This is a genomic window from Micromonospora matsumotoense (genome assembly GCF_900091525.1).
Lineage (GTDB): Bacteria > Actinomycetota > Actinomycetes > Mycobacteriales > Micromonosporaceae > Micromonospora > Micromonospora matsumotoensis.
On record NZ_FMCU01000005.1, the window covers coordinates 382,573 to 398,393 of the forward strand.

Genomic DNA, 15,821 nt, shown 5'->3' on the forward strand with positions numbered 1-15,821 from the left:
GTGCAGAACGGGCCGGTTTGCAGGGCGGTCGGCGGCCTCCACCATGACCGCGTGCCCTCGACTCGGCTACGAACGGACACCTGGTGGGGGCCGTCGCCGTAGGCATCAGCATGTCACCGTCTCCACAGGCCGGACGCAGCAACCTCGTGGTGACGGGGTGCGCGGCGGGCCTCGGCGCTCAGATCAGCAACGGTCTAGCGGTCCGACGAGGATGGTCCACCGTCTTCGGCGTGGGTGAGGCCGAGGGCTGCGAGCGCGTCGACCACCGCCGTCCGGTGCACGGCTTCCACGTCACCGGCCAGCGTCGGCGCACTGTGGGTGATGGTGACCGGGTATGACGTCAGTGGGGCGGTGCCGGAGCCGGCGACGGTCAGCTCACCCTCGCCGTGCCCCGTGGCGTGGTCGAGGTGGGTCAGGCGCAGGGCGTAGGACGGCACCTGACCGGTGGCGTAGTCGTCGAACGGCGAGCGGACGGCGAGCGTGCCGTCGAGACACCACCATGGTGCCGGCGGTCGCCCCCGCCAGTGATGGTCGCCGAACAGTTCGTGCCGCATCGAGCGGTAGTGCCAGGCCAGCACGACCGCGCGCCGCACGCGGGCGTCCAGACTGCCCAGCCCTTCCGTCCGTCCGGTGGCGGTCAGCAAGGCGGCGAACCGCTGGCGTACCCAGGGGGCCAGGATCTCCCCCAGCCGGTGCGGCCAGGCCTGCTCGGCGGCCTTCGCGGCGAAGCGCAGCGCCGAGGCCAGCCGGGCCAGGCGGTCATCGACGTCGGGCCAGTGTTCACCGGCGCGGCCGGTGTGGTCGGGCAGCGCTGTGGCGTGACGACGAGCGAGGTACTCGACGGTGGCGTGCAGCGCCCCGCCGGCGGCAAGGTCGACATCCTGCCGGTTGTCGCACCACGACCAGTTGTTCTGCTGCCTCAGCATCTCCTGCGCGTAGGGATCGCGCAGCATTTCCTCGCCGCGGTCACCGTGGGGAGGACGGGTGGCCGCATCGACCACCTCGGCGGCGAACAGCAACGCATCGGCGTACGTTGTCGGCGCCGACGACAAATCCACCTGCGCCACCTTCCCGGTCGGGGACACGATGCTACAACCATGCGACCCGCTGCGGCCGGCGTTCGTGCGCTGCGAAGGAGATACGGCTCACTCTCCGCTGCGTGACGGAGTTGCTCCTGGACTCCGCGTTCGCGGTCTCCGCCGCCCAAGGCTCCGGGAGCGTCTCCTACGGCGTCGAGGCGTCCGGATGCGGTATTCGGTCCGCGCGGCACGCTGGCCGGTGACGTCGACGTGCCACACGCCGTCGGTGCGGGTCCGCGTTGCGACGATCGCGCCGTGCTCACCGGCTCAGCGCGATCCGCACGGCGAGGACGATCAGGATCACCCCGGTCAGCCGCTCGATGACCAGGAGCACCGCCGGGCGGGTCAACCAGGCGTGCAACCGGTCGATGAGCAGGATGTAGCACGCCCACCAGAGCACCGCGAGGCCGATGAACGTCGCGGCGAGCACCGCCGTGCGGGCCGCCGCGCCGTCGCCGGGTTTGACGAACTGCGGGACGAACGAGACGTAGAAGATGACCACCTTGACGTTCAGCAGTTGGCTGGTGATGCCCATGACGAACGAGCGGCGGGCCACGTGCGGCTCGTCGGCCGCCGGGGCCGGCTCGGGCGGCGCGCCCGGGGTGCCGCCGCCCCCGCCGGCGCCCACCGGGACCGGCTGCGCGGCCGGCGCGGGGCGTCGGGGCCGGGTGGCCCAGAGGATGCTGCCCCCCAGGTAGACCAGGTAGAGGGCGCCGGCGATGCGCAGCACGGTGTACAGCCGGGGCGAGGACACCAGCAGGGCCGAGAGCCCGGCCGTGGCGAGCGTGGCGTGCACCAGGGCGGCCACGAAGAGCCCGGCCAGCACCACGAACCCGGCCCGCCGCCCGTACCGCACGGTCTGCCGGGTGACCAGGGCGAAGTCCACTCCGGGCACGACGATGATCAGGATGCTCGCGGCGACGAAGCTGACGAGCTGGATGTCAGACATGCTGGTGGACTTCTTCCTGTGCGACGGGGGCCGGGACGGCCTCCTCGATGACCGACACGCCGCTGTCCCGGCGTGGCCCGTGCCGGCGCCACTGCTCGCGCAGGCGGATCCGCCCGTCCGGCAGCCGCTCGGGACGGGAGACGCACTCGCCGACGACGATGGTGCCGTCGGTGAGCACCTCCAGGTAGGCGAAGCGCACCACCCCCTCGGCGTCGCAGGTCCCGGCCAGCGAGCCGTGCCGTACCGCGCCGCCGGTGATCTCGGCCCAGACCAGGTCGCCGCGCTGGTGGTAGTGCCCGGTCAGCGGCCCGGCGTCGCCGGTCGTGCCGTGGTCGGTGCCGGCCGGGTCGGCGGCGACGAAGATCCGGCCGTCGTAGTCGAAGGAGGCCATCGGGGTCACGCCCACCGGGTGCTGACGAACTCGTCGCGGAACGGGCAGACCACCCGGCCGGCGATCGAGTTGAGCACCATGGCGCTGCGCACCGGCAGGATGCTCAGGTTGGAGTCGACCAGCCCCTGCACGTAACGCCCCCGGTTCAGCACGAAGATCTTGTGCTGGTCGGCGTGCTTCCACCGGATCGAGTAGTCCGACTCGATGACGGGCTGACCCCGCTCGTCGATGTCGACCAGCGCGGCCAGTTCCTCGTCGAAGGGCAGCGGGGCCTGCTGCCGCCCCGCGGCGACCACCAGGTGCACCGCCCGGTGCCGCTCCTCCCCGCTGCCGGCGGTGAGGCACTCCAGCTCGATCTCCCCGTCGAGCTGCCGGGCGGCGGTGACGGTGCGGCTCGGCATGATGGTCACCGGGAACCGGCCCGTGCGCAGCCGCTCCTCGTAGTTGTGCTGGTAGATGCCGCGCAACGTGCCGGGGGAGATGCCGTCGCTGGTGAGGATCTGCCCGGAGACCAGGCGTTCCCGCACGTCGCGGGAGAGGTTGAGGAACGCCTCCTGGTAGGCCGGCCGGTACAGGTCGTTGGCCGAGGGGGAGTCCTCCAGCGGCGCGAACCACGACCGCCGGCCGATCCACCGGATGTCCCGGACCCCGCGGGCCAGCAGCGCCGCCACGCACTCCGCGCTGGTCTGCCCGCTGCCCATCACGATCCACGGCGCGTCCGGCTCGTCGGCCACGGTCGACAGGCGGTGGTGCAGCTCGTCGGCGACGAAGACGTGCCGGGGGTCCAGGGCGGCGAGGAAGTGCGGCAGGAACGGCACGGTGCCGGTGCCGAGCACCAGGTGCCGGGAGCGGGCGACAGCCACGTCACCGCTGCGGCTGACCAACTCGCCGTCGAAGTCGACCCGGTCGATCCGGGTGCCGTAGACGATGTTCGGCAACTGGGCCGCCGCCCAGCCCAGGTACTGCTGGTACTCGATCCGGGGGATCGTGTCGAAACCGGCACCCAGCAGGGCGTAGACCCGCCCGGTGGTGACCAGGTAGTTGAGGAACGACAGCGGGTGGGTCGGGTCGTAGAGCGACACCAGGTCCTTGACCCAGCCGGTCTGCATCCGCACGCCGCTGTGCAGCATCCCGTCGTGCCAGCCCGGCTGGTCCCGGGACTCGAACAGCGCGATCTCGTGCGGCGCGAGCACGCCGTACATCGCCGCGAGGCTCAGGTTCGCGGGTCCCGCGCCGATCCCCACGGTGTGGTATGTCTGCGTCATCTCTCTGCCTTCGGCTAACCCGTCGGAACCCCGACGGACGATGGGTGGTCCAGCAGAGCGCTGGCTGCACGTCGGCTGGCGGCCAGGGCGGTCTTGGCGGCGCCCCCGCTCCCGCCGGTGAAGGTGTGCACGGTCCCGGAGACGGCCCGCAGCGCGAGACCGGGGGGCTCGCTGTAGCAGTCGGCCGCGCTGACCGGCGGGCCCACCGGTCGCGGGTCCAGGCCGGGCAGCCGCAGCGCGGCTACCGCCCGGACCCGCGCCGCGAGTTCGGCGTCGGGCGCGGGGGCGGCCGGGTCGACGTCCCAACGGGAGCTGGGCAGGCCGAGCAGGAAGCGCCCGGGGCCGGCGGGCCGGCCGTAGAGGCCACTGGTCTCGTCCACGAACGACGGCAGGTCGGCGCGGCGCACGGCGTGGTGGGCGTACTGGATGTGCTTGGTACGCAGGCAGGTGGCCAGCCCGGCGGCGCGCAGCAGTCCCGGGGTCCACGCCCCGGCGGCCACGACCACGAGGTCACCGGCGAGTCGCCGGCCGTCGCGCAGCTCCACCGTGTCGCCGTCGAGCCGGGCCATCGGCACGGCCTCGGTCCGGGTCAGCCCGGCCAGCACGGCCCGCCGCAGCCGGTCCGGCACCACGTGGCCGGCCCGCCGCTCCCAGATCCCCACGGCATGCTCGGGCAGCCCGTCGACGCCGAAGCGGCGGGCGGCCTCCGCAGCGGTGAGCACCTCGGCATCGACCGCGGCGGCCCCGGCCCCAGCCCCGACCCCGCCCCCGGCGACGGTGTCCGGGTCGAGCAGGTAGAGCGAGCCGGTGCGCCGCCAGCCGGCCTCCGCCGCCAGGCCGGGGTCGCCCCGCAGCTCGGCGAGGCTGGCGGCGGCCAGGGCGCGGGCGGCCGGCTCCGGCTCGAAGGCCCGGACCAGCCCGCCCGAGGCGGCGGTGGCGTCCCGGTACCCGCCGGTCGGGCTGTCGGTCGCCGTGCCGATGAGCACCGCCTCGGCGCCCGCGTCCTGCAACCGCCGGGCCAGCAGGACCCCGGCCAGTCCGGCGCCGACGACGAGTACCCGCAGCTCAGTCACCGGCGTCCGCCGGGAGGGTGCCGCCGACGAGACCCAGCAGCCGGGCCGCCCGTTCGGGGCGGCTGCCGGCGGCGGCCAGCGCCGCGCGGACCGCGGCGGCCGGGTCGAAGGCGTCCGGGCGCAACGCCTGCTCGCCCCGGGTCAGCTCGATGTCCGCCAGCGCCGCGTCGAGGTGGGGGCCGGTGCCGTCGAGCGCCGCGGCGTAGCGCGCCTTGAACGCCTCGTACGCCGCCGGCAGGAAGTCGGACTCGTAGCTGTCCGGCCGGTCCCAGCTCACGAACGCCCGGACCACCGCCGGGTCCTCGGTGGACAGGAACTCGTGCGCCCAGATGGCATGCCCGCGACTGGTGGAGAACTTCGCCCCGGTGAGCCGGTAGAACTCGTTGACCACCAGCCGGGTCGGCCGCTCGGGCAGCCCGGCGGCCAGGTGCAGGGCGGGGATGAGCACCGCATAGTAGAAGGCGTTGTCGATGCCGAGGAAGAGCCACTGTTCGTCGACGTCGCCCCAGGCGTCGAGGTAACCGGTCAGCGTGTCCGCCCCCGGGCGCAGATGGCGGGCCGGCAGCACCAGGTTGGCCAGGGCCATCTCGGCCCAGACGTCCACCCGCAGGCCGTCGCCCCACTCGATGCCCCAGTCGCTCGGGTAGGCCAGCGCGACGTCCGGCAGCCCCGTGTCGAGGTACGCCGCGACCAACCGGCGCAGCCGGGGCGGCAGGACCGCCCGGGACCAGAACTCGCACAGCCGCTCCCGGTGCTCCTCCAGCCGGAGGACCGGCACCTGGTGGGTCACCGGCTCCGGGGCGGCCGAGCAGCAGGTCGAGCGGGCGTCGACCAGGTCCGCCGCGGCGAGGAAGCCGCCGCACCCCTCGCAGGTGCCGCCGGCCGCCCCGGCCCCGCAGGCCGGGCAGGCCCCGACGACCCGGGCGTGGTGCAGGAGCCGGTGACAGCCGGCGCAGGCGCGCAGCGACATCGGGGCCAGCTCGACGACCTTCGCCTCGACCAGCTCGGTGAGCAACCGGGCCACGGCGTCGCGGTAACCCGCGTCGGCCAGCGGGTCGACCATCACGTCGTACCCGATGCGCGCCGCGCGCAGCGCCTCGCCCACCAGCGAGCCGTAGTGCGCGGCGGTGTCCGCGGGTGCCTCGCCCCGCGCCTCGGCCCGGGCCGGCACGTAGTTCTGGTGGGCGTCCAGGCCGCACTGGGTCAGGACCCGGCGGCCGTCGGCGCGCAGCGCGCGGGCCGCGATGTCCCCGGCGACGTACGGGCCGGAGAGGTGCCCGACGTGCAGCGGCCCGTTCGGCGTCGGCGGCGGTGTCACCACGAGGACCACCCCGGCGGGGGCGACGCCGTCAGCCACGGCCCGCCCCGGCGTCCCGGCCGCCCTCGACGTCGGCGTCGGCGTCGGCGGTCCGGGGCATCCAGTAGATGCTCAGGATGGTCAGCGGCACCTCCGGGGAGGGGTTGTGGATCACGTGGGGCCGCTCGGGGTCGAGCAGGATCACCCCGCCGGTCGGCACCTCGACCTTCTCCCCGGCCGCCTCGTAGATCGCGGTGCCGCGGGTCACCACCGCGAACTCGACCTCCGGGTGCACGTCCTCGGCGCTGCTGGCACCGGGCGGGATCACGCACCACATCGCGTCGAACGGCAGCGGCCCCAGGTCGCGGTACTGCTGCCAGCGGCCGATCTGGATGCCGTACTCGTCGGTGAGCTGCGCGGTGTCACTGACGTACTTCCGCATGGTTGTCCTCCTGATCGCGGTGACCTGAGCGGCAGGGGCCGTGGGTCGGCGCCGGCGGGCCGCCCGGGGGCGGCGGTCGTCGGCGTGACGGCGGGCTCGCGTCCCGCCGGCGTCGTGGCGCGGGCCGGTCGGCGGCGCGCCACCGGCCGGGGCGGGGCCACCGCCGGTGGGGATCGTGGGGGGCGCGGCCCGCGCCGACGGTCCGGCGGTGGGGGCGGCACGGGCGTCGCCGGGGGCGAGGAACGGCCCTGGGCCCGGCGCGCGCCGGGCCGCGCGGCGCGCGACCAGTCCACATGAGTCACGGCGGACCGCTGCTCGAGACACCGTCTCCCCCGGCTCCGGCTGATTCGCCGCGACGAATGGCGGCACTGCCACTGTCGGCGTAGGGTCGTCCTGCGAACAGGCAGGCAACCGGCAGTTCAACGGCAACATCGCTGCTGAGTCCCGGATCAGTGGCCTCGGCTACGGCGTACCGTCGGCGCGAATCGGCCAGACCCGCACAGAGCAGGCGAGTGGGGATGGCGCGGTGCTCGACTACCAGGTTACCTTGGGTGATGAGATTGTCGCGGCCCGGCAACGGGCCCACCTCACCCAGGAGGAGTTGGCGGCCCGGACGGGGCTGAGCGTGCGCAGCATCCGCAACCTGGAGTCGGCGCGGGTGCTGCGGCCCCGGCCCGCCACCGTCCGACTGATCCGCGACGCGCTCGGCCTGCCCGGCCCGTCATCGCCACCGCATCGGCCGCGGCCGATGCAACTGCCGCTGGACGTGCCCGGCTTCACCGGCCGCGTCGTCCAGCTCGCCCAGCTCGACCGGCTCTTCGACGGTGGCCCCCGGCGGATGTCCACGGTGGTGGTCTGCGCCCTCGTCGGTCGCCCCGGGATCGGCAAGACCGCGCTGGCGCTGCACTGGGCGCACCGGTTCGCGGCCCGCTTCGCCGACGGGGTGCTGCACGTCGACCTGGGCGGCAACCGGGCACGGAGGTCACCGACGTCGCCCTCCGACGTGCTGGGCTGCCTCATCGAGGCGCTCGCCGTGCCGGCCGGCGGCATCCCGCGTGGCCTCGACGCCCGGGTCGGGCTCTACCGCAGCCTGCTCGCCGGGCGGCGGATGCTCATCGTGCTCGACGACGCGTGGGACGCCGACCAGGTCCGGCCGCTCCTGCCCGGCGTGGCGGGGTGCATGGTGCTGGTGACCAGCCGCGACTGGCTCACCGGGCTGGTCGCCGGGGAGGTCGCGCACCCCGTCGTGCTCGACCGCCTCGCCCCGGAGGAGGCGTACGAACTGCTGCGGGCCCGCCTCGGCGCGCACCGCCTCGCGGCCGAACCCGAGGCGGTGGGCGGAATCGTGGCCCACTGCCAGGGCGTACCCCGGGCGCTGGCGATGGTGGCGGCCCGCGCGGCCGTCCAGCCTGGAGTGTCACTCACCGAGCTGGCGCGGCAACTGCGCTAGCGGTGCCGGTCGGCGCCCGGCCCGCGCCGGTGCGCTCAGGACCGGTCGGCGCGGGTCCCGGCGCGGGCGGCGACGTGCGCCGGCACCGCCACGGTCGCGGGCAGCGCGGGATCGGTCAGTGGCTGTTGCCACGTCGCGACCAGGGGAAGCTCGCCGGCCCAGAGGCCGAGCGCGGCGTCCGGGCCGACGCCGTCGTCGGGCGGGCCGCTGCGGGTCTTGACCGACGCCTCGGCCAGCGGCAGCGCCAGCAGGGCCGTGGCCGCGAGCTCCCTGCCGTTCGGCGCGCGGGTGTAGTCCCACTGGCCCGGCGCGACGTGCTCGGTCAGCAACCGCAGGCCGTAGAGCTTCTCCTCGGCATCGACGACCCTGCGCGGTGTCCCGTAGACCATCGCGCTGCGGTAGTTGACCCCGTGCTCGAAGACCGAACGCGCCAGGACCAGCCCGTCGACGACCGTGACCGTGACACAGACCTCGGCGTCGGTGGTGAGGCTCCGGCTGGCCACCGAGCCGTGCAGGAAGAGGTGCGTGGTATCGAAGCCGTAGACGGTCGGCACCACCATCGGGCAGCCGTCCACCAGCGCGCCGAGGTGGCAGACGAGACCGGCCCGCAGCACCTCGAAAAGGGCACCGCGGTCGCCGCGTCCCTTCTGGCTCATGCGGCGCAGCCGGGTGCGGGGGGTTGCGGACAACGGCGCGTCGGCGTCGCTCATGACTCGTCTCCCGTCGGTCGGAACGGACCAGGGCGCGAGCGTACTCACCGGTCGGTGGGCCACACCACCGCCCGGTCGGCGCGGCTCAGCCGCCACTGGAGCGCGGCGTGGGCGGCCAGGAACAGGGCGACGCCGCCGAACATGACGTGCCGGCCGAGCGCCCTGGTTGCGACCCGCGATCACCGCCTGACCGCCCGGAGCAAGAACCACCGGTACTCCACGAACCTACAGGTCGCCATCGACGCCGGCACCCGCCCACGGGCCGGGTCCGTCCCGGTTCTCCGGCGTGGTCGATCCGGCCCGGACCGTGTCATGCTGCACGGACCCCGACGGGAGGACGACGATGGCTGCTGGCGATGCCGTACAGGTGCGGCCGGCGCGAGGGCTGCTGCGACCGCTGGTGTCCGGGGCGACGTTGGTCGCGGTCCTGGCGTTGCTGTTCGGGCTGCCGTGGTGGACGTTGACGGTGGCGGCGCGCTGGCCGACGCCGGTGGTGGCCGCCGGCACGGCCGTGTTCGTGGTCGCGGTGGTCGCGTTCCCCGTTCTGATGTATCTCGGGCACGGCCGCCGGCGGCTGGACCCGGCGGCCCGCGCGGGGGACACGCTCCTCGGCCTGGTCTGGATCCTCTTCGTCTGGGCGCTGCTCGGCAACGTGGCCCGGCTCCCGCTGGCCGTCGCAGGGGTCGCCGATCCGGTCCGGTCCCGGGCCGTGGCGGTCGGTGCGGCGGTCGTCTCGGTCGTCCTGGCCGTCTGGGGGTACGCCGAGGCGATGCGGGTGCCCCGGGTCCGGCGGGTGGACGTCACCGTCGACCGGCTGGGTGCCGGTCTCGACGGGGTCCGGGTGGTGCTGCTGACGGACACCCACTACGGCCCGATCGACCGGGCCCGCTGGTCCGCCCGCACGATCGAGGTGGTCAACGGCCTGGCCCCCGACATCGTCTGCCACACCGGCGACATCGCCGACGGCACGGTCGACCAGCGCCGGGCGCAGGCGGCGCCGCTGGGCACCGTGCAGGCGCGGCTGGCCCGGGTGTACGTGACGGGTAACCACGAGTACTACGGCCAGGCGCAGGGCTGGGTCGACCACATGCGGGCCCTGGGCTGGGAGCCCCTGCACAACCGGCACCTCGTGGTGGAGCGGGGCGGTGCCCGGCTCGTGGTGGCCGGGGTCGACGACGTGACCGCCGCTTCGTCCGGGGTGGCCGGTCACCGCGCGGATCATGCTGCGGCGCTGGCCGGCGCCGACCCGGGGCTGCCGGTGCTGCTGCTGGCGCACCAGCCGAAGCAGATCGGCGACGCGGTCGCGGCCGGTGTGGATCTGCAGCTGTCCGGGCATACCCACGGCGGCCAGATGTGGCCGTTCCACTACCTTGTCCGGCTCGACCAGCCGGTCGTGCAGGGCCTCAGCCGGCACGGCAGGACCCAGCTCTACACGAGCCGGGGGACCGGTTTCTGGGGCCCGCCGTTCCGGATCTTCGCGCCGAGCGAGATCACCCTGCTCACCCTCCGGACGGGTTAGCCCGACCGGGCCGTCACCCCCGCCGACGGAATACCGGTCCCGCCGGCTGCTCGGACCCCTGCCCACCAAGATCAACCGAGTCGCCTGGAGACTCCTAAGGCGGGGCTCTATCCGTATCCCAATGGTCAATGACCTGTGGGTTTCTGTTCTGTTTCTTGCTGGCGGGCCGCGCACGCCCCTTACTGTGCTCGCGCGCCGAAGATCGGCAGACCAGGTCGTCAGGTCATTCGGTGTGCTCTCGCGGCGGGAGCGACCTGCGGAGGGGGCGGGGTCAGTCTGCTGGCGGGGCGGGAACCTGCCACAAGGCACTGACTGGTAGGGCGCGAAGTTTGTCGCCGAACGGCAGCGTCGAGGTGCCGGTGTAGAGGACGACACCGGCGATAAAGTCGTCGCCGAGACGGTCAGCGAGTCGGCGTAGCCCACGGAAGTCGTCGGGCCCGACGGTGGTGGCTGCTTTGACCTCGATCCCGACGACGTGACCGGATCGGTTCTCGAGCACCGCGTCGACTTCGTACCTGCTCTGGTCGCGGTAGTGGTACAGGTCGACGAACTGTTCGGAACACATGAGCTGGCGGGACAACTCGGAGAGGACAAATGACTCGAGTAGTAGGCCGAACGGTGCGCCGGGCCGGAGCAGTGCCCGGGCGTCGGTCGCGGTCTCGTTGGCGGCGACGCCGGAGTCGACGAAGATCAGCTTAGGGGCGGCGGTGGCACGGGTGCCGAGGTTACGGGACCAGCCAGGGATCCGCTTGATCAGGAAGATCTCTTCCAGGGCCTGGAGGTAGCGGGCGATTGTTGGCCGGCTCAGTCCGAGGGCGGATTCCAGGGAGTTGGCGGTGATGACGGTCGCGGATCTGGCCGCTAGCAGGCGTACCAGCTTGCGGAGTTCGCCCTTGTGCTGGATGTCGGACAGCTGCCGGACATCGCGGTCGACGAGCGCCTGGACGTAGGCGTCGAAGAACCGTTGGCGACGGCGGGGGTCGGTACGGGTGGTGGCCTCGGGTAGGCCGCCGCGCACGATCCTGGCCGCGTACTCGGCGCGGGTCACCTCCGACTCGTGCCGCAGACCCGGACCGAGCGTGAACAGGGCATCGACGAATCCGTCCGGCGCTCCGTCGAGTTTACCTTGGGACAACGGCCAGAGCTCGACGGTTTCCATCCGGCCGGGCAACGCGTCCGGGGCGGCGACCATGCCGAAGAGGCGAGACGAGCCGGTGAGCAGATAGCGGCCCGGGCGGGGATCCTCGTCGACGGCTGCCTTGATGGCCAGCAGCAGCTCCGGAGCGCGTTGGATCTCGTCGATGACCAGGAGTTCGGGCGAGTCCACGAACCCGACCGGATCGGCGATCGCCGCTGCCCGGTCCTGCGCCCGGTCGAGATCGCGGCGCTCGGCGAGACGATCGCCGGCGACGATACGGACCAGCGTGCTCTTGCCTGCCTGGCGTGCTCCGCTGATCAGCACGACGCGGGTGTCGGCTAGAGCGGCGTCGACCTGCGCGGCGGCCCGACGCGGAATCAGATGCGGTGTCGGCACAACAGCATGATAGCTGGGTGGTTTCGATCTGCGAGGGAATCTGCGTTCGATCTGCGGCAAGTTCATGTTCGAAATGCGGGCTATGAGGTGTTCGATTTGCGGAACCTCCAGGGCGCTCCTGGAAGGGCCCACCGTCATACGGCGTTGCTGCCGGTGGCGGCGAGATCGGGAAAGCTCGACCGCCGGGCTGGACCACCCGCCAGCAGCTCAGGACCGCGATCGTGACCTGGATCGAACGGACCTGCCACCGACGCCAACGAACCCTGTCCCCGGTTGACCCTAGCGAGTAGGAGATCATCATGACCCCACCGGCCAGTCAGGTCGCGTGACTGAACTGTCACCTACCGGTGCAGCAGACCCAGTCTCGGGGATGGGTGCGGGGCTGGTGATCTCGGGAGGCGAGTTGGCTACCACGGTCTCCGGCGGTGCGGCGGCAGCACCGGGTGGAGCTGCCATCGTCAGTGCTTTCGCTGGCGACGCCGCCATTGTCATCGGGCTCGCTTCCCGCGCGGTCGGCCATGTCTCGCTGCTGTACGGTTACGACCCCGAAGGACCAGCCGAGAAGCTCTTCGTGCTGTCCGTCGTCAACGCCGGGACGGCCGCGTCCATGAGCGCAAAGAGTGCCGCCTTCGCCGACATCTCGCGTCTCACCCAGGCACTCGTCCGCGGTAAGACGTGGAAGGTGTTGAACGAGTCGATCGTCGCCCGTATCGCTGGGCGGTTCGCGGAAGCAGTCGGTCTGACCCTCACCAAGAAGGGCCTTGGCAAGGTCGTGCCGGTAGCCGGAATCCTGGTCGGCGGTGCCCTCAACTGGACCACTCTGGAGGAGATTGTCGATACCGCCGGAATGGCCTACCAGCGCCGGTTCCTGCTGGAGAAGTACCCTCAGCTACTGGACGAGGAGCCGATCGGAGCCTTCGTTGTCGGGGACTCGGACGACATGGTCGACGACGGGTTCAGCGTGCTCGGCGAACTCGCCGTGGAGGGCGGGCCCGGCCTGCGTTGAATCCAAAGCGGGCGGCCATAGGTGGCGGTTCGACGATGTCGGTCATCAGCCCGTCAATCTGGAGGATCAACCCTGCGTTCTTCAGGGTCGAGGCCGGTGGCATCCGCTCGTCGGCAGAGCCGCGAGCGCCATGTACGCGGCCAGGATGTGGATGGGTGCCGGTCAGGTTCTTAGGGCATATCGGCATTATCGGATGCTCGACGGAGGCCGTCGTAGTTGATATGACGGCGGGGGTGAGCGCCCCGTGCTCCTCTGGTGGCGACTGCCGAAGGTGGGTATACAGGCGGGTATCGTTGATCTTCGATGATGTGCGCGATGTGTGCTCGCCAGCGGATGCCAACCCAGGTGCACCGGTACCAGCGCGGGTCACCGCAGCCGCTCGTGGTCGCAAACGGGGGTTCGTGTGCTCGAGCTGTGGTCCTGGGCTGGGCGAACGGGGGTCCGGGTGCCGTGGGTGAACGTGGGCGACTCCCTGCCACCCCAGGTGAACCCGCAGGTCGCTAGACTAGGCGCTCGCGCCCTCGTAGCTCAGGGGATAGAGCATCGGTTTCCTAAGACGGTCATCTATCCGACCTATGGGCTTACGACCTGCGGGTTCATTTTCTATTTCAGATTAGCGGGTCGCATACCCCCGTTGCTGTGCTCGCTTGCCGGAGAACTGCAGAGCAAGCATAAGTCCTGCTCAGGCCTATGCATCGATTGGTCAGACGAGGCATCCGTCCGTCGATTTGTGACCCTCGTCGCCGGTCGCGATGGGCCGTTGTTGTGATGGTGGGGAGTTTTTCCGGTGCGCGGCCGCGAAGTGGGTTGCGTCGGTCATTGGCTAGAAGTCGAGCGGAGGGCTGGGTCAGGGGCGTTGCCGTAGCGGCCGCACCACATATTTGATCTCGATGCCGCATCGTTCGCCGATGCGTTTGTGCTTGCGCTGGAGGCTGGGGTCGATCTCGGCGTCACTGCGCACCGATAGGGCGATGCCCGGCGTTCCCGAGTGTTCGAGGCCGGCGGTCACAGCGGCCCACAAGAGTTCTTTGCACTGACCTGGCGGTCCCCAGCAGATATAGCGGATGGTCACGCCATCGGTGGCCAGACAGTGAGCAGGTTTGTCGGCCAGGCTGTCTGGCACATACTCCCACTGACGGCCGAAGGTCGGGCCGACGAAGTCGCCGGGTGCGGCGTAGTGCAAGGTGGTGAAAGAGGCGAACCTGCCCATGTTCTCCAGGGCGCGGGCATATTCCTTGAGTGGGACCTCTTTGATCCATCCGATCGGGTTAGGGATGAAACGGGCCAGGAGCCCTCCGATGCGCGGGTCCTCGGCCCATTGGTTGTATTGACCGGTTTTGAATTGAGGGGTGAGACGTTCCCAATCGAGGGCGTCCGCCTCGGCATACAGGATCTTGGCAACCTCGTCGCGGACGCTGGTGGGGACGTGCTGGTTGTTGGGCATGTCAGGTGCCTGTCTCGAGGGTGGCAGGGAACTGGAGGCGGTGTTCGTCGTAGGCGGTCTCGAGGCTGGCGGCGTCTTTAATCCACTCTTCCATCAGGGATTCGACACGTTGGTCGGAGAAGGTGATCGTCGATTCTTCGCCCAAGGGCAACGTCTCGATGTCGGCTTCCTCCATCTCGCGGCGGAGTTTGAGGGTGGCCGCGATGCGGCGCAGGTCGCTGACGAAGTCCAGGACGGAGACGCGGTCTTTGCCTTCGCGCAGGCGAAGTCCTCGACCGAGCTGTTGAACGAAGATTCGTCTGCTGTGGGTGACTCGTGCGAAGCAAAGGATGTTTACGTCGGGGATGTCGACGCCCTCATTGAGGATGTCGACCGCGGTGAGTACACCGGTCTCTCCGGCGCGGAAGGCGAGCAGCCGTCGTTGACGTTCGCGCATGGCGAGACCAGCGTGGACGGCTTGGACGCTGCCCCAGGGTGGCGTGTTGCTGAGCATGTCGGCCATGCGCTCAGCGTGTTCGATGGTGCGGCAGAAGACGATGGCCCGTGGACGGGGGGTCTTGTTCCAGACCGCGGACAGCTCGTCACGGATGGCCTCGTCGCGGTCGGGTAGGAAGAGTCGGGCGTTGAGTTCCTTGAGGCTGTAGCCGTGTTCGCTGGCGGCTCGGACGGCGTCCCAGTCGATGTTGTCGACGAATAGTCGGTAGTTGACCTTGGCGAGGTAGCCGCGTCGCATGCCTTCCTCGATACCGAGAGTGAAGGTGGGTTCGCCGAAATAGGTCGTGAGGTCGTATCGGTCGCCGCGCCAGGGCGTTGCGGTGACGCCAAATTGCCGCGCCGCTGGCAGGCGGTCGAGTAGTTCCGCGAACTGGCCGTTCTCGCCGATGTGGTGAGCCTCATCAACCATGACGAGGTCTGGTTTGTAACCGACCCTGACGACGGCGAGGGCGGTGGCTACCGTGGCGAAGGTGACGCCGCCCAGGTCGTCGGGGCGGTCGTCGCCAGTGAGTAGCCTTGTGCGAACGTGTTTAGGTAGGAAGCGCCAGAGGGCGCGTTCGAGTTGGGCCACGAGGTCTCGGGTGTGCGCGACGACCAGGACGTTTGCCCCGGGCGCGTCGCGGAGGTGTTCCGCTATGACCGAGCCGCCAACGATGGTCTTTCCGAGGCCCGTGGCCAGGATGAGCATCGCGCGCCCGCGGTGGGCCAGAGCGGCCTCGATGGCGGTCAGGGCTTCGCTCTGGTAGGGGCGAAGGTGCACTGGTTCAAGGGTGGTGGGTGCGCGGTCGTAGGCACGGCGGAGGATGTCGCCGGTCCAGAACTTGATGGGTTTAGCGATGGCGGCTAGTTCCTGCGCGCGGCGGATCGCCTTCGGGCCGGGCGCGCTGTTGGTTACGACGGCGGCCTCGTCGGCGTGGTAGAGCTCACGGGCGCGTTGAACCTCGTCAACGGCATCTGGTCCGATCAGGCCGTTGAGCTTCCACTTGCATTGCACCACCCAGCAGATGCCGCTGTGCCAGCCGATCACGTCGGCACCGCCGTCGCCGGCGCCGTCGATGGTCGCGAGGTCGGTGAATCCGAGGTGGGTCAGCAGCCGTTCGACCTGGCGGGGGAACTGGCGCGGGCCCAGGTCGCGTAGGAAGGTTGGGTCCATGAATGTCATGGTTG

14 protein-coding genes and 1 pseudogene are annotated in these 15,821 nt (G+C 71.2%); 4 read left to right on the forward strand and 11 right to left on the reverse strand.

Annotated features, from left to right (window positions below):
* Positions 1-194 precede the first annotated feature (194 nt).
* The 7 genes from GA0070216_RS13745 to GA0070216_RS13775 all read right to left on the reverse strand — a co-directional run bounded on the left by GA0070216_RS13745 (position 195) and on the right by GA0070216_RS13775 (position 6,496).
* Entirely contained in the window at positions 195-1,058 is an 864-nt protein-coding gene (locus tag GA0070216_RS13745; protein ID WP_141723077.1) for a hypothetical protein, read from the reverse strand.
* A gap of 280 nt (positions 1,059-1,338) precedes the next feature.
* Positions 1,339-2,028: a LysE family translocator gene (locus GA0070216_RS13750; RefSeq protein ID WP_091245031.1), complete on the reverse strand. Its 690-nt coding sequence runs from the start codon at positions 2,026-2,028 to the stop codon at positions 1,339-1,341.
* Positions 2,021-2,419: an avidin-fold protein gene (locus GA0070216_RS13755; protein WP_245722493.1), complete on the reverse strand. Its 399-nt coding sequence runs from the start codon at positions 2,417-2,419 to the stop codon at positions 2,021-2,023. The genes GA0070216_RS13750 and GA0070216_RS13755 overlap by 8 nt, the downstream gene beginning before the upstream one ends.
* A gap of 5 nt (positions 2,420-2,424) precedes the next feature.
* On the reverse strand, positions 2,425-3,684 hold the full coding sequence (locus GA0070216_RS13760) for a lysine N(6)-hydroxylase/L-ornithine N(5)-oxygenase family protein (RefSeq protein ID WP_091245037.1): 1,260 nt from the start codon (positions 3,682-3,684) through the stop codon (positions 2,425-2,427).
* Between the two features lie 14 nt (positions 3,685-3,698).
* Entirely contained in the window at positions 3,699-4,757 is a 1,059-nt protein-coding gene (locus GA0070216_RS13765; protein WP_091245042.1) for an NAD(P)/FAD-dependent oxidoreductase, read from the reverse strand.
* Positions 4,750-6,114 (reverse strand): class I tRNA ligase family protein, encoded by a 1,365-nt coding sequence (locus GA0070216_RS13770; protein ID WP_091245045.1) that lies wholly within the window; start codon positions 6,112-6,114, stop codon positions 4,750-4,752. The genes GA0070216_RS13765 and GA0070216_RS13770 overlap by 8 nt, the downstream gene beginning before the upstream one ends.
* Positions 6,107-6,496, reverse strand: coding sequence for a cupin domain-containing protein (locus GA0070216_RS13775; protein ID WP_091245048.1), 390 nt, complete (start codon positions 6,494-6,496; stop codon positions 6,107-6,109). The genes GA0070216_RS13770 and GA0070216_RS13775 overlap by 8 nt, the downstream gene beginning before the upstream one ends.
* 547 nt (positions 6,497-7,043) lie before the next feature.
* Here GA0070216_RS13775 and GA0070216_RS13780 point away from each other — a divergent pair.
* Positions 7,044-7,946, forward strand: a complete 903-nt coding sequence (locus GA0070216_RS13780) for a helix-turn-helix domain-containing protein (RefSeq protein ID WP_245722481.1) — start codon at positions 7,044-7,046, stop codon at positions 7,944-7,946.
* Positions 7,947-7,981: 35 nt separating this feature from the next.
* Here GA0070216_RS13780 and GA0070216_RS13785 read toward each other — a convergent pair whose 3' ends face one another.
* Complete coding sequence (locus tag GA0070216_RS13785; RefSeq protein WP_091245055.1) at positions 7,982-8,656, reverse strand: pyridoxamine 5'-phosphate oxidase family protein; 675 nt, start codon at positions 8,654-8,656, stop codon at positions 7,982-7,984.
* A 162-nt stretch (positions 8,657-8,818) separates the two neighbouring features.
* Between GA0070216_RS13785 and GA0070216_RS33755 the strand changes: the two are divergent.
* Together GA0070216_RS33755 and GA0070216_RS13790 are read left to right on the forward strand one after the other, a co-directional pair.
* Positions 8,819-8,911: pseudogene (locus GA0070216_RS33755) on the forward strand (IS5/IS1182 family transposase); the annotation flags it as partial.
* Positions 8,912-8,999: 88 nt separating this feature from the next.
* A complete protein-coding gene (locus tag GA0070216_RS13790) occupies positions 9,000-10,175 on the forward strand; it encodes a metallophosphoesterase (RefSeq protein ID WP_091245058.1) in 1,176 nt (391 codons plus the stop codon).
* Positions 10,176-10,446: 271 nt separating this feature from the next.
* Here GA0070216_RS13790 and GA0070216_RS13795 read toward each other — a convergent pair whose 3' ends face one another.
* Entirely contained in the window at positions 10,447-11,709 is a 1,263-nt protein-coding gene (locus tag GA0070216_RS13795; RefSeq protein WP_091245061.1) for an ATP-binding protein, read from the reverse strand.
* A 370-nt stretch (positions 11,710-12,079) separates the two neighbouring features.
* Here GA0070216_RS13795 and GA0070216_RS13800 point away from each other — a divergent pair, with 370 nt between their 5' ends.
* Positions 12,080-12,715 (forward strand): EcsC family protein, encoded by a 636-nt coding sequence (locus GA0070216_RS13800; RefSeq protein WP_091245064.1) that lies wholly within the window; start codon positions 12,080-12,082, stop codon positions 12,713-12,715.
* Positions 12,716-13,562: 847 nt separating this feature from the next.
* Here GA0070216_RS13800 and GA0070216_RS13805 read toward each other — a convergent pair.
* Together GA0070216_RS13805 and GA0070216_RS13810 are read right to left on the reverse strand one after the other, a co-directional pair.
* Positions 13,563-14,159: a hypothetical protein gene (locus GA0070216_RS13805; protein ID WP_091245067.1), complete on the reverse strand. Its 597-nt coding sequence runs from the start codon at positions 14,157-14,159 to the stop codon at positions 13,563-13,565.
* 1 nt (position 14,160) lies between these two features.
* Positions 14,161-15,807, reverse strand: coding sequence for a DEAD/DEAH box helicase family protein (locus GA0070216_RS13810; RefSeq protein ID WP_245722482.1), 1,647 nt, complete (start codon positions 15,805-15,807; stop codon positions 14,161-14,163).
* Between the last annotated feature and the right edge of the window lie 14 nt (positions 15,808-15,821).